The following is a 14,242-nucleotide window of genomic DNA, read 5'->3' on the forward strand; positions in this document are numbered from 1 at the left end:
CCTTTTTAGATGAGGGATAACTACCCATTAAACTATATTTTTATCTTATTCAGCTTCTTGCTCTAATAAACGAATGCCATTCCCCGCTAAAAAGTGATCTGGCTGAATTTCAGTTGCTTTCTTAAATAAAGCGAGAGCCTTCTCATTATCTTCCTCAAATACGTACGCAACACCTAAATTGTAATACGCATCTGCATGCTCTTCATCCATTTCTAATACCTTTTCAAAATAAGGTTTCGCCTCTTGAATGTGTTCTAGTCGCGCGAAGCAAAGTCCACACTGGAATACAGCTTCTACATCGTTTTCATCTAATTCTGTTGCTCTTTGTAAGAATGGTAGTGCAAGACGATCATTTCCAAGCTGCACATGTGTGATACCTACCATAAATGTTACATCAGCTGATTGTAACCCAGCTTGCATTGCTTGTTCAAATACAGCTTTCGCCTCATTAAATTGCTCTTGGCCGTAATATACGTTTCCTAAACCATAATAGGCAGCTGCAGATTTATCATCTAACTCTAGTGCACGTTTATAAAATAAAATCGCTCGCTCACTATCACCTAATACGTCTAATAAATTTGCAAAATTAATGTATCCCAGCGCATCTTTCGGATTTTCTTCGATTGCTTCTGTAAAATTTTTAGCTGCTTCTTCCCAATTTCCTTCTTGCATATATTGAATACCTGTTTCAAGTTTGTTTGACATGTCCTTCACCTCTACAACAAATTATAACAAAGAATGTATTTTCCAAGCGAACGAAAATTCGCTTTATGTAAAAGAAACCTCTAACCGCTAATCGGCAGAGGCTTCTCGTTTATCCTAAATAATCCAATTTCTTACCGCTACGGTATACTTCATCAATTGTAGCACCGCCTAAGCACTCATCTCCATCATAGAAAACGACTGCTTGTCCTGGTGTAATTGCACGAATTGGCTCATCACAAAGAATACGAACTGTATTTTCATCAACGATTTGAACCGTTACTTTATTGTCTTCTTGACGATAACGGAATTTCGCCGTGCACTTAAATTCTGTTTCTTTTTCTTTGTTACTTACCCATCCTACATTGGTGGCAATAACTTCATCACCATATAGAAGTTCGTTATGGAATCCTTGATCAACATATAAAATGTTTTCTTTTAGGTTTTTCCCAACAGCAAACCATGGATCACCATTACCACCAATTCCAAGGCCATGACGTTGTCCAATTGTATAATACATTAAACCGTCATGCTTCCCTTTCACTTCACCAGATAATGTTTGCATTACACCTGGTTGTGCCGGTAAGTAGTTACTTAAGAAATCTTTAAAGTTACGCTCACCAATGAAGCAAATACCTGTACTATCTTTTTTCGCCGCTGTCGCTAAACCAGCTTCTTTCGCCATTTCACGAATTTGCGGTTTCTTTAATTCACCTAACGGGAACATTGTTTTTGATAATTGCTCTTGGCTTAATTGATTTAAGAAATATGTTTGATCTTTATTATCATCAACACCGCGAAGCATTTTATATTCGCCGTCCATATAAGCAACGCGTGCATAATGGCCTGTTGCCACATAATCCGCACCAAGCGCAATTGCATGCTCTAAAAATGCTTTAAATTTAATTTCTTTATTACACATTACATCTGGGTTTGGTGTACGACCAGCTCGGTACTCATCTAAGAAGTACGTAAATACTTTATCCCAGTATTGTTTTTCAAAGTTTACTGCATAATACGGAATACCAATTTGGTTACACACTTCAATTACATCATTGTAATCTTCTGTTGCTGTGCAGACACCATTCTCATCTGTATCATCCCAGTTTTTCATAAAAATTCCGATTACATCATAACCTTGCTCTTTTAATAAAAGTGCTGCTACAGATGAATCGACGCCACCGGACATTCCGATGACAACGCGTGTTTCGTGAGGTAGTTTGTTCATCATGTCACCTCCCATGCTAATTTTGTGTTAATCGCTTCACGATTTTCACTGTTTCGTACGCCGCTTTTTCAATTTGCTCTTTCGTATTTCCAAGTCCAAAACTAAAGCGTACGGATGAACGTATTTGATCGGAGTCTTTCCCAAACATCGCTACTAATACATGTGATGGATCAATCGAACCAGCTGTACAAGCAGAACCACTTGATACTGAAATGCCAGCTAGGTCTAAGTTCACAAGAAACGGTTCAATGTTCATTCCTGTAAAACTTATATTAAGTACATGCGGTAAGCGATGTTCTAAGTTTCCGTTTACCTCGAAAGTAATGCCTTCATTTTTGAAGACAGATACCATTATATCTTTAAACTCTTCATATTGGGCATTTTTTTGCTCACGAGTTTTTTCAGCTATAAGAATTGCATGCTGAAGCCCAGCAATACTAGGAACATTTTCCGTACCAGCACGGCGTTTTCTTTCTTGCTCTCCGCCTATTAATAACGGTTCAAATTTCACATTTGCACCAGCGTATAAGAAACCTATACCTTTTGGCCCATTAATTTTATGAGCTGAAATTGATAATAAATCAATACCAAACTCTTTCACATTAATTTCTACTAAACCGTAAGCTTGTACCGCATCTGTATGGAAATACGCTTGATGCTCTTTTAACAGCTTTCCTATTTCCACAATCGGTTGCATCGTCCCTACTTCATTATTCCCAAACATAACAGATACAAGAATCGTCTTTTCTGTTAATGCCTTTTGTATGTCAGAAACTTGAATGCGCCCTGTTTCATCGACAGGTAAATATGTCACTTCAAACCCTTCACGCTCTAACAATTCGCACGTATGCAAAATCGCATGATGTTCAATTTGCGTCGTTATTATGTGGTTACCTTTATGACGATTCGCACGTGCTACACCTATAAGCGCTAAATTATCAGCTTCTGTACCACCGCTCGTAAATATAATTTCATTCGGATTCGCATGAATGCTGCGTGCACACACTCGTCTCGCCTCATCTACTGTGTGACGAGTTTGACGTCCATAAAAGTGAATACTAGACGGGTTCCCGAATATTTCTGTCATATATGGAATCATCTTTTCGACCACTTCTGGGTGAGTCGGAGATGTCGCAGCATGATCTAAGTAAATGCGTTCCATTAAATCTCCTTCTTTCCAAATCGTTTCACAAGGAATTAAATGTAAAACATATAGCCCCCGTGATTTTCTTCCTCATAACGTACTAAATCTTCTAACGTTGTACTATCTAACACTTCTTGCACCGCATCACGAACACGCATCCATAACTGGCGCTGTGCTGGCTCTTCTTCTTCTATCATTTCTACAACACTAATCGGTCCCTCTAATACACGTATTACATCACCAGCTGTAATGTTAGCCGGTTGATCAGATAATACATATCCGCCATATGCCCCGCGCGTACTCTTTACAAGACGAGCGTTACGAAGCGGTGAAATTAATTGCTCTAAGTAATGCTCGGATAAGTCATGCGCCTGCGCAATTGATTTTAATGAAATCGGACCTTCACCAAACTTTTTTGCAAGATCAATCATAATTGTTAAGCCATAGCGGCCTTTTGTTGAAATCTTCATCTATTTTGCACCTCGTTTCAAATTTTCACTTCTATTGGTTATATCTTATTTATAAAAAGAACACAATTTAAAATCCTATGAAATTATAGCATAATATAGTATTATAAGAAATTTCAACTTGTGTATCAAAATGATAACATAAAATCACATTGAAAAACTCGGAAATTATTACAATTGAAAGAAAAATGAAAATATTATCCTTCATTTTTCCCATAAAACAGCATCCTATTTCAAATTTCGTAGAAAAAAATGATACGATAGAACGAGATTATATATTAAGGGAGACGGTCCAAATGAAACAACCACTCGCACATCGAATGCGCCCTACAAATATTCAAGAAATTATTGGGCAACAACATTTAGTTGGTGAAGGAAAGATTTTATGGCGAATGGTCCAAGCCAATCATTTTCAATCTATGATTTTATACGGTCCTCCAGGTACAGGAAAAACATCCATTGCCAGTGCAATTGCTGGAAGTACCGGTACCCCGTTTCGTCTATTGAACGCTGTTACTCACAATAAAAAAGATATGGAAGTTGTCGTGCAAGAAGCGAAGATGCATCGACACCTCGTTTTAATTTTAGATGAAGTTCACCGTCTAGATAAAGCAAAGCAAGACTTTCTATTACCTCACTTAGAAAGCGGACTTCTTACTTTAATTGGTGCAACGACAAGTAATCCATTCCATGCAATAAACTCCGCTATTCGAAGCAGGTGTCAAATTTTCGAATTACACGCACTAACAGAAGATGATATTTTAATTGGGTTAAAAAGAGCTTTAGAAGATAAAGAAAAAGGCCTTGGAGAATATGCTGTAACGGTAACAGATGAAGCACTACATCACTTTGCAAACGCCTCTGGTGGTGATATGCGTTCCGCTTATAACGCACTTGAGCTTGCTGTATTATCTAGCTTTACTACAGACGATCAAGCGGCTGAAATCACACTCGAGATTGCGGAAGAATGCTTACAAAAGAAGAGCTTCGTTCACGACAAAGGCGGCGATGCTCATTATGACGTATTATCAGCATTTCAAAAATCAGTGCGCGGAAGTGATGTAAATGCAGCGCTCCATTATTTAGCACGCCTTATTGAAGCAGGTGATTTACAAAGTATTGGCAGACGCCTTCTTATTATGGCTTATGAAGATATTGGACTTGCTAGCCCACAAGCTGGACCACGTACACTAGCTGCAATTGAATCAGCTGAACGAGTTGGATTCCCAGAAGCACGCATCCCACTTGCAAATGCCGTTATCGAGCTATGCTTATCACCAAAATCAAATTCAGCTTATAAAGCACTGGATGCTGCATTACACGATTTACGCAACGGTCAAACAGGTGACATTCCAAGCCATTTAAAAGATAGTCATTACAAAGGCGCAGAATCACTTGGAAGAGGCATTGGATATTTATATCCACACGACCATCCAAACGGCTGGGTAAGGCAACAATACTTACCTGATAAAATAAAAAGCAAGCAATATTATAAACCGAAAACGACAGGGAAATTTGAGCAAGCACTTTCTACTGTTTATGAAAGATTACAAACTTCGAATAAAACGAAAAATAAAGGGTAACATAAACGAAAACGTCACCATTATGGAGGCTTCGCTTATGAAAACACGTCAAGATGCATGGACAAAAGAAGATGATCTCCTTTTAGCAGAAACTGTTTTACGACATATTCGCAGTGGAAGTACACAAATAAAAGCATTTGATGAAGTCGGCGATACGTTGAACCGGACTTCAGCAGCTTGCGGCTTTAGATGGAATGCTGAAGTAAGACCGAATTACGAAGATGCTGTGCAGCTTGCGAAGAAACAACGTAAAGAATTAAAGCGCTCTGAAGCTAAAATAGAAAAAAATCAGTTCACGAAAACGAAACAACTCGTAATCGATGCTGAGTTTTCTGAAGATATTACGCCAAGTAAACAAGATCTTACAATGCAAAATGTCATCTCATTTTTACAAAATTTAGAACATAACAATCCTTCACTTGCAAAGTTGCAAACTGAAAATGATGTATTACAAGCTCAGCTCACTTCTCTGCAAAAAACGAATCATGAACTTGAAACGAAATTAGCGGTACTCACAAAAAAACAACAAGCAATCGAAGAAGATTACGCGATGCTTGTTCGAATTATGGATCGTGCTCGAAAACTTGTTTCAGTCGAAGAGCAAGAAGAGCAAATTGCCCCGATTTTCAAAACTGATCAAAACGGGAATTTAGATATTATTTATTCTGCAGAGAATTAAAAACAGGGATGTCACTTTTTTAACTGAGTGACATCCCTGTTTGTTTTTGGTGAAGCGTACATATATATGCGCGTGTCGGTAAATGAAATTATATTAACGATTTTTCAAATATTTCTATCACAACTTGCAATATATCAACGATTCGACAAAGATTGACAATAACACTCCTCCCTGTCATACAAGGAAACTCCTAATGTTTATTAGATAATTTTTACTAAAATGTTATTGTAAACATATATCTTTAAAGGGAGATGGTTGCTATTTCATTCATAATCTTCAAAATAACTCTTGGCCTTCTCATCCTGACTTTAGCTCTTTTCACCATTAAAAGTCTACACAAGACGTCCGCCTATAAATCAGATAAATATGATTATTACTTACTAACCTTACTTACATTTGAACTAGTAGTGATGCAAATATCCATATTTCTTTAATACATATAAAAAAGCATATATCCGAAATGGATATATGCTTTCACTTTATTCTTGCCCTACACGCTTCACTTCTACGTTTTTAATACGTTCACGTACAACGTGACTTGCCATAATTAGGCCTGCCACTGATGGTACGAATGCATTTGATGAAGGCGGTAATTTCGCTTTACGAATTTTTGCATTTTCGTCTGGTACAATTTCTTTACGTACCTCTTCACGAATTACGATTGGGTTTTCGTCAGAAAAGACAACTTTTACACCTTTTTTAATACCCTCTTTACGAAGCTTCGTACGAATGACTTTCGCAATTGGATCTGTATGTGTTTTAGAGATATCTGCAATACGGAAACGAGTTGGGTCCATTTTATTTGCAGCACCCATACTTGAGATAATTTTAATTTTGCGACGTAAGCACTGTTTAATTAAATGAATTTTGAACGTAATCGTATCAGATGCATCCACTACGAAGTCCAAACCGTGCTTAAAGAACTCTTCATATGTTTTATCTGTATAAAACATTTCTAGTCCAATTACTTCACACTCTGGGTTAATGTCTGCGATACGCTCTTTCATTAATTCTACTTTTGAACGTCCTACAGTAGATACTAAAGCGTGAATTTGACGGTTTACGTTTGTAATATCTACAACGTCTTTATCAACTAATACGAGACGTCCTACGCCAGAACGTGCTAACGCTTCAGCTGCAAAAGAACCTACGCCGCCAATTCCTAAAATACCGACTGTACTATTTTTTAATATTTCAAGTCCTTCTTTACCGAAGGCTAATTCATTACGTGAAAATTGATGTAACATTCAGCTCTACACTCCTATTACAAAAATGGTCTACCATGTATTCTAGCGTTTTTCCGACTATTTGTATAGAAAAAGTTATAGAATTCCTAAAAATACATATTTCGAGAATGAAAACATAGACCAGAATTTTCTTTCTTCCTAAATACACGTTTGATTCAGAGAACCGAACAGATCGAGGCACGTATGATAGGAGAAGCGTAGTGTAGAGTTACTACTCGAGCACCGGACTAGCATACATAACGATGAGATGCGACAGTTATCTGAACCGGACTTTTTTAACTTCCTTCCAAAAAAAAGTCTAGATGGTATTAGTATAACCATCTAGACCCTATTCTTACTTCTCTTCTTTTAAGCTTAATTTTAATTTTAAGTTTAACTCTTCAAGCTGCGCTTCTGCAACTGGGCTTGGAGCTTCTGTTAATAAGCAGCTTGCGCTTGCTGTTTTCGGGAATGCAATTGTATCACGAAGGTTCGTACGGCCTGCAAGTAACATAACGAGACGATCTAAACCTAATGCGATTCCGCCGTGTGGTGGTGTACCGTATTCGAATGCTTCTAATAAGAATCCGAATTGCTCTTGCGCTTCTCCTTGTGAGAATCCAAGTGCTTTGAACATTTTTTCTTGTACGTCACGCTCGTAAATACGAAGTGATCCACCACCAAGCTCATAACCGTTTAATACAAGGTCATATGCTTGTGCACGTGCTTTTTCTGGTGCTGTTTCTAGTAACTCAACGTCTTCACGGAATGGCATTGTGAATGGGTGGTGAGCTGCGAAGTAACGATCTGCATCTTCATCGTACTCAAGAAGTGGCCAATCCGTTACCCATAGGAAGTTAAATTTACTTTCGTCAATTAGCTCAAGCTCTTTACCTAGACGTAAACGAAGTGCGCCTAAGCTATCTGCAACAACGCTCTTCTTATCTGCTACGAATAGTAATAAGTCGCCAGCAGTAGCTTCTAATGTGCTCATTAACACATTTGCATCTTCTTCACTGAAGAATTTCGCAATCGGTCCTTTTAGGCCGTCTTCTTCCACTTTAAGCCAAGCTAAACCTTTCGCACCGTATACTTTCACGAATTCAGTTAATGCATCGATGTCTTTGCGAGAGTATTTGCTCGCAGCGCCTTTTGCATTAATTGCTTTTACTTGTCCGCCGCTTTCTACAGCACTTGTAAACACTTTAAAGCCACAACCTGCTGCAAACTCAGATAAGTCTGTTAGTTCCATTTCAAAGCGTGTATCTGGCTTATCAGAACCGTAGCGAGCCATTGCATCAGCATATTTCATACGAGGGAATGGTGCACTAACTTCTACACCCTTTGCATCCTTCATAACTTTCGTCATCATACGCTCCATCATATCTAAAATTTCATCTTGTGTTAAGAATGAAGCTTCGATATCGATTTGCGTGAATTCAGGTTGACGGTCTGCACGTAAATCTTCGTCACGGAAACAGCGTGCTACTTGATAGTAGCGCTCAAATCCGCCGACCATAAGAAGCTGTTTAAATAGCTGTGGAGACTGTGGTAACGCATAAAATTCACCATCATGTACACGACTTGGTACTAAATAGTCACGAGCTCCTTCTGGCGTGCTTTTCGTTAAAATTGGTGTTTCTACTTCTAAGAACTCTTCTGTATCTAGGAAGTTACGAATTGTTTTTGTTACGTCGTGACGCATTTTGAATGTGTTGAACATTACGGGACGACGTAAATCTAAATAACGATATTTTAAACGCACATCTTCTGATGCATCTGTATCATCAGCAATGATAATTGGCGTTGTTTTCGCTGCATTTAGTACATTTACTTTTATTGCTTGTACTTCAATACGACCAGTCGCCATATTGTCATTAATTGCGCCTTCACCACGTTCAACAACTGTACCTTCTACGTGTAATACGTATTCGCTACGGATTGTTTCTGCTACTTCTAACGCTTCTTTTGATGTTTCTGGGTTAAATACAACTTGTACGATACCTGTACGGTCACGTAAATCGATAAAGATTAATCCACCTAAGTCACGGCGTTTTTGTACCCAACCTTTTAATTGAACCGTCTGTCCAACTGCTTCTACTGTTACTTTTCCACATGAATGTGTTCTTTCAGCCACTGTAAGTTCCCCCTATATTAATTTCTCTGCTACGTATGAAGCAAATACATCTAATGCTACTTCTTCTTGTTCGCCCGTTGCCATATCTTTTAAGTTAATGATGCCTTTATCTAGCTCATCTTCCCCTAATACAGCTACAAATTTCGCTTTTAGACGATCTGCTGATTTAAATTGTGCTTTCATTTTGCGGTCTAAATAATCTTTCTCAACTGATAATCCAGCTTTTCGAAGATCAAACGCAACTTTTGCAGCATGATCTTTTGCTTTTTCACCAAGCGCTACAACGTAACAATCAATGCTATGTTCAATTGGTAATTCAATATTTTCAGCTTTTAGCGCCATAATTAAACGTTCAATACTCATCGCAAAACCGATACCTGGCATTTCTGGTCCACCGATTTCTTGTACAAGTCCGTTGTAACGTCCACCACCACTTAATGTAGTGATAGCACCGAAACCTTCTGCCTCACTCATAATTTCAAATACAGTGTGTTGGTAGTAGTCTAAACCACGTACTAAGTTCGGATCTTTTTCAAATGGAACATCCATCATCGTTAATAGTTCTTGAACTTTGTCGTAGTATACTGCTGAATCTTCGTTTAAGTATTCTGTAATAGATGGTGCTGTTCCCATTAATTCATGGTTACGGTCCTTCTTACAATCTAAAATACGAAGAGGGTTCTTTTCTAAACGAGATTGACAGTCAGAACAGAACTCACCGATACGTGGCTCAAAGTGTGCGATTAATGCATCACGGTGTGCTTGACGGCTTGCTGTGTCACCTAAACTGTTTAATACAACTTTAATATTTTTTAAGCCCATGCCGCGGTAAAATTCAACAGCAAGTGCAATTACTTCTGCATCAATTGCAGGGTCATTACTGCCGATTGCTTCGATACCGAATTGTACGAATTGACGATAGCGACCCGCTTGTGGTCTTTCATAACGGAACATTTGACCGATATAATATAATTTCGTTGGTTGTGTTGCGTCACCGAACATTTTATTTTCAACGTAAGAACGTACAACAGGTGCAGTGCCTTCTGGACGTAATGTTAAGCTGCGCTCTCCACGATCTTGGAATGAGTACATTTCTTTTTGTACGATATCTGTCGTATCACCAACACCACGTAAAAATAACTCAGTGTGTTCAAAAATCGGTGTACGAATTTCTTTATAATTGTAACGACGGCAAATTTCGCGTGCTTGCCCTTCGATATACTGCCATAACTCAACAGTGCCTGGAAGAATATCTTGCGTTCCCCGTGGGATTTGAATAGACATATTCAGTTCCTCCTCAAATTGTTTTAATCTTAATAAAAATAAAAAAACTCCCGCCTCTACTGTTTGAACAGTAGGGACGAGAGTATTATACCCGTGGTGCCACCCTAATTGAAGCACGTATGCTTCCACTTTTTTAATAACGCTTAAATGTGCGTTCATCCCTACTAAGCGTATATGCCGTTCAAGTTGAAACCTCTAGAGTGTCATTCAATCAGTCATCATGTAGAAATGTTTTCAGCCTAAGACATTTCTTCTCTTTCCATGTGTGTCTCATTTACTCTTCTCTATCAACGGTTATATTCATATGTAAATATAAAATTACTATACGTTTGTTCAGTAGGATTGTCAAGTGCTCTAAGAGCGTTCAATCTGCTTCTTTAAACGCTTTACATCTTGAAGAGAAATCCCAAACTCGGAAGCAAGCTCCATTGAAGTATTGTTTTGCTCTTTTGAAATAAAATCATGAAAATTCACGTTAAATAGCTGATTTGCACCATTTGTAACAGAATGCCCTTTTTCATTCATACGCATACGTATATCCCTCACATTCAATATGGATGTTTTACTTTTTATTGTTCCATATTGATGAGAGAGTTATACATAACCGAAACTGCTATTGATTCCAAATAAACATTAGTATTCGATTTACAACAATAACAATAGCCAGTCCACTTGCTAGCATATGATGCTTCAAATGATATAACGCTACAATACCTACTCCAAATACGATAATTTCTAGTAATACATGTAATATACCTTGTACTTCCCATTCTGCATGTGGAGCTCCAAATAGCCCCCAAATGACAGCAAAAACAATTGGAATTATAATAGCAAGTGTAATTTTTATAGCCATTGTTGTTCCTACTCGAAACCCCCAGTATCCAACAATCCCAAGAATACATAACTCTAGCATAAAACGTAAAGCTATATTAAATTCTTGAAGCATACTACACCTTCTTTTCCTTTTATTCCCCTTTAAATTAATCCTATGATAAATGAACAAAACATACAACAATGTATAAAAAAGAGAGGATTATATAACCCTCTCTTTTTTATCAACACTATTTACTTTCTACAATTAAGGTCACCGGACCATCATTGATCAAAGAAACATCCATCATTGCTCCGAACTTTCCTGTTTCCACATGTAATCCTTGTTTACGAACTTCTTCATTAAAGAAATCGTATAAACGCTCTGCATAGTCAGGTTTCGCAGCATCCATAAAGTTTGGACGTCTTCCCTTGCGGCAATCTCCGTATAATGTGAATTGCGAAATAGATAGAACTTGTCCTTCTACATCAAGTACAGAATGATTCATCTTTCCGCTCTCATCTTCAAAAATACGTAAGTTCGCAATTTTTTCTGCAATGTAAGTTGCATCTTTTTCTGTATCTTCATGCGTAATGCCAACTAGTAATGTTAAACCGAACGGAATTTGTCCTACGATCTCACCGTCTACTGTGACAGACGCTTTCTTTGATCGTTGTAAAACAACTCTCATCTTTCTACACTCCCTATTAATGCATCATGCGTCGTACTGCATAAATTTCTGGAACGCGTTTAATGCGTTCTACTACTTTTTTCAAGTGTTGTAAGTTACGAATCGAGATTGACATATTAATTGTTGCCATCTTATTACGGTCACTTCTACCAGAAACAGCTGAAATGTACGTTTTCGTCTCTGTAACAGCTTGCAGTACTTCATTTAATAAACCACGGCGATCGTAACCTGAAATTTCAATATCAACGTTATACTCAATTTCTTTTTCAGGGCTACCTTCCCACTCTACTTCTAATAATCGTTCTACAGCTTCTTCTGTATGAACGTTTACACAATCACGGCGGTGAATCGATACACCTCGACCTTTCGTAATATACCCAACGATATCATCACCTGGAACTGGGTTACAGCATTTCGATAAACGGATTAATAAATTATCAGCACCGCTTACCTTTACACCAGAATCCCATTTTCGAATTTTCATCGGTTTACGAACTTCTTTAACTTCAACAATTTCTTCTTCTTCGCGTTGTTTGCGGAACTTGTCCGTTAGTCGCGTAACAATTTGCGAAGCTGTAATTCCACTATATCCAACTGCTGCAAACATATCTTCTTCATTTGCAAAGTTAAATTTTTCAGCGACGCGTTTTAAGTTATCAGGCGCTAATACTTCTTTCATCTCATACTCTAGACCACGTACTTCCTTTTCAACAAGTTCACGGCCTTTTTCAATATTTTCGTCTCTACGTTGTTTCTTAAAAAATTGACGAATTTTATTTTTCGCATGAGATGTTTGAGCAAGTTTTACCCAATCTTGACTTGGGCCATATGAATGTTTCGACGTTAAAATTTCAATGATGTCGCCTGTTTTTAATTTATAATCCAGCGTCACCATTTTCCCGTTTACTTTTGCACCAATTGTTTTATTCCCAATTTCCGAATGGACACGATACGCGAAATCAATCGGAACCGATCCAAGTGGTAATTCCATTACATCGCCTTTCGGTGTAAAGACGAACACCATGTCAGAGAATAAATCAATTTTTAATGACTCCATAAATTCTTCTGCATTAGAAGCTTCATTTTGCCATTCTAATATTTGACGGAACCATGTGAGTTTCTTCTCTAATGTACCTGTTGTTTCTGCGGTTTTTCCTTCTTTGTACGCCCAGTGTGCCGCGATCCCGAATTCTGCAATTTCGTGCATTTCTTTCGTTCGAATTTGCACTTCAAGTGGATCACCTTTCGGTCCAATTACAGTCGTATGAAGAGATTGATATAGATTTGCTTTTGGCATTGCAATATAATCTTTAAAACGACCTGGCATCGGCTTCCAGCACGTATGAATAATTCCAAGCACCGCATAACAATCTTTAATACTATTTACAACGACACGTACAGCTAATAAATCGTAAATTTCATTGAACTGCTTATTTTGCAGTGCCATTTTACGATAAATACTGTAAATATGTTTCGGTCTTCCAGAAATCTCAGGTTGTATCGCAACTTCGTCTAATTTCTCACGAATACCAGTCATTACTTCCTCTAAATATTCTTCACGTTCTGCACGTTTACGCTTCATTAAATTTACAATACGATAATATTGTTGTGGATTTAAATAGCGAAGTGACGTATCCTCTAGCTCCCACTTAATAGTACTAATTCCGAGTCTATGTGCTAAAGGTGCAAAGATTTCTAACGTTTCATTCGCTATGCGACGCTGCTTCTCTTGAGGCAAATGTTTCAATGTACGCATGTTATGAAGACGATCAGCTAGTTTAATTAAAATAACTCGAATATCTTGAGCCATTGCAATAAACATTTTGCGATGGTTTTCTGCTTGTTGTTGTTCGTGAGATTTATATTTAATCTTCCCAAGCTTTGTAACACCATCAACAAGCATAGCAATTTCTTTGTTAAATTCCCGTTCAATATCTTCTAACGTAATCTCTGTATCTTCCACTACATCATGTAAGAAACCTGCTGATACCGTAGCTGGATCCATGTGTAAATCAACTAAAATACCTGCAACTTGAATCGGATGAATAATATACGGTTCACCCGATTTTCTATATTGTTCGCTATGCGCATCACGTGCATATTCATAGGCACGTGCCACTAGCTCAATATCTTCATCCGCTAAATATTGACTTGCTTTCTCGAGTACCTGTTCAGCTGTTAGTACCTGCTCATTTGCCATCGAATCACCTTTTATTGAAAATTGACTTTATCTTTATTTAATAGAATAAATTATATTCTATCATTATAACCCAATGATTGTGAATTGTGA

General features: G+C 37.8%; 13 protein-coding genes and 1 other annotated feature. Of the genes, 2 read left to right on the forward strand and 11 right to left on the reverse strand.

What is annotated here, in order from left to right; translation table 11 throughout:
* Nucleotides 1-45 precede the first annotated feature (45 nt).
* The 4 genes from F3I02_RS24555 to cymR form a co-directional block, all read right to left on the reverse strand.
* A complete protein-coding gene (locus F3I02_RS24555; protein WP_000066404.1) occupies nucleotides 46-705 on the reverse strand; it encodes a tetratricopeptide repeat protein in 660 nt (219 codons plus the stop codon).
* A gap of 109 nt (nucleotides 706-814) precedes the next feature.
* Nucleotides 815-1,930 carry a tRNA 2-thiouridine(34) synthase MnmA gene (mnmA, locus tag F3I02_RS24560; protein WP_001038010.1) on the reverse strand — a complete coding sequence of 372 codons (1,116 nt, stop codon included), beginning with the start codon at nucleotides 1,928-1,930 and terminating at the stop codon, nucleotides 815-817.
* Nucleotides 1,931-1,946: 16 nt separating this feature from the next.
* A complete protein-coding gene (locus F3I02_RS24565; RefSeq protein WP_000439895.1) occupies nucleotides 1,947-3,092 on the reverse strand; it encodes a cysteine desulfurase family protein in 1,146 nt (381 codons plus the stop codon).
* 35 nt (nucleotides 3,093-3,127) lie between these two features.
* Complete coding sequence (gene cymR, locus F3I02_RS24570) at nucleotides 3,128-3,544, reverse strand: cysteine metabolism transcriptional regulator CymR (RefSeq protein WP_000704116.1); 417 nt, start codon at nucleotides 3,542-3,544, stop codon at nucleotides 3,128-3,130.
* A 293-nt stretch (nucleotides 3,545-3,837) separates the two neighbouring features.
* Between cymR and F3I02_RS24575 the strand changes: the two genes are divergently transcribed.
* Complete coding sequence (locus F3I02_RS24575) at nucleotides 3,838-5,124, forward strand: replication-associated recombination protein A (protein WP_000812921.1); 1,287 nt, start codon at nucleotides 3,838-3,840, stop codon at nucleotides 5,122-5,124.
* A 37-nt stretch (nucleotides 5,125-5,161) separates the two neighbouring features.
* A complete protein-coding gene (locus F3I02_RS24580) occupies nucleotides 5,162-5,803 on the forward strand; it encodes an RsfA family transcriptional regulator (RefSeq protein WP_196478519.1) in 642 nt (213 codons plus the stop codon).
* A 479-nt stretch (nucleotides 5,804-6,282) separates the two neighbouring features.
* Here the strand turns inward: F3I02_RS24580 and F3I02_RS24585 are convergent, their stop codons facing one another.
* The 7 genes from F3I02_RS24585 to relA form a co-directional block, all read right to left on the reverse strand.
* Nucleotides 6,283-7,050, reverse strand: a complete 768-nt coding sequence (locus F3I02_RS24585; RefSeq protein ID WP_196478520.1) for a tRNA threonylcarbamoyladenosine dehydratase — start codon at nucleotides 7,048-7,050, stop codon at nucleotides 6,283-6,285.
* Nucleotides 7,051-7,384: 334 nt separating this feature from the next.
* Entirely contained in the window at nucleotides 7,385-9,166 is a 1,782-nt protein-coding gene (gene aspS, locus F3I02_RS24590; RefSeq protein ID WP_196478521.1) for an aspartate--tRNA ligase, read from the reverse strand.
* 12 nt (nucleotides 9,167-9,178) lie between these two features.
* Complete coding sequence (gene hisS, locus F3I02_RS24595) at nucleotides 9,179-10,450, reverse strand: histidine--tRNA ligase (RefSeq protein WP_033673109.1); 1,272 nt, start codon at nucleotides 10,448-10,450, stop codon at nucleotides 9,179-9,181.
* A 69-nt stretch (nucleotides 10,451-10,519) separates the two neighbouring features.
* Nucleotides 10,520-10,750 (reverse strand) — a binding site (T-box leader).
* 54 nt (nucleotides 10,751-10,804) lie between these two features.
* Nucleotides 10,805-10,981 carry a hypothetical protein gene (locus F3I02_RS24600; protein ID WP_001242605.1) on the reverse strand — a complete coding sequence of 59 codons (177 nt, stop codon included), beginning with the start codon at nucleotides 10,979-10,981 and terminating at the stop codon, nucleotides 10,805-10,807.
* 82 nt (nucleotides 10,982-11,063) lie between these two features.
* Nucleotides 11,064-11,396, reverse strand: coding sequence for a YrdB family protein (locus tag F3I02_RS24605; RefSeq protein ID WP_000938749.1), 333 nt, complete (start codon nucleotides 11,394-11,396; stop codon nucleotides 11,064-11,066).
* 115 nt (nucleotides 11,397-11,511) lie between these two features.
* Complete coding sequence (locus F3I02_RS24610; protein WP_001266965.1) at nucleotides 11,512-11,952, reverse strand: D-tyrosyl-tRNA(Tyr) deacylase; 441 nt, start codon at nucleotides 11,950-11,952, stop codon at nucleotides 11,512-11,514.
* Nucleotides 11,953-11,968: 16 nt separating this feature from the next.
* A complete protein-coding gene (gene relA, locus F3I02_RS24615; protein ID WP_001262803.1) occupies nucleotides 11,969-14,152 on the reverse strand; it encodes a GTP diphosphokinase in 2,184 nt (727 codons plus the stop codon).
* Nucleotides 14,153-14,242 lie beyond the last annotated feature (90 nt).

The organism is Bacillus sp. SRB3LM, from assembly GCF_015712745.1.
Lineage (GTDB): Bacteria > Bacillota > Bacilli > Bacillales > Bacillaceae_G > Bacillus_A > Bacillus_A thuringiensis_K.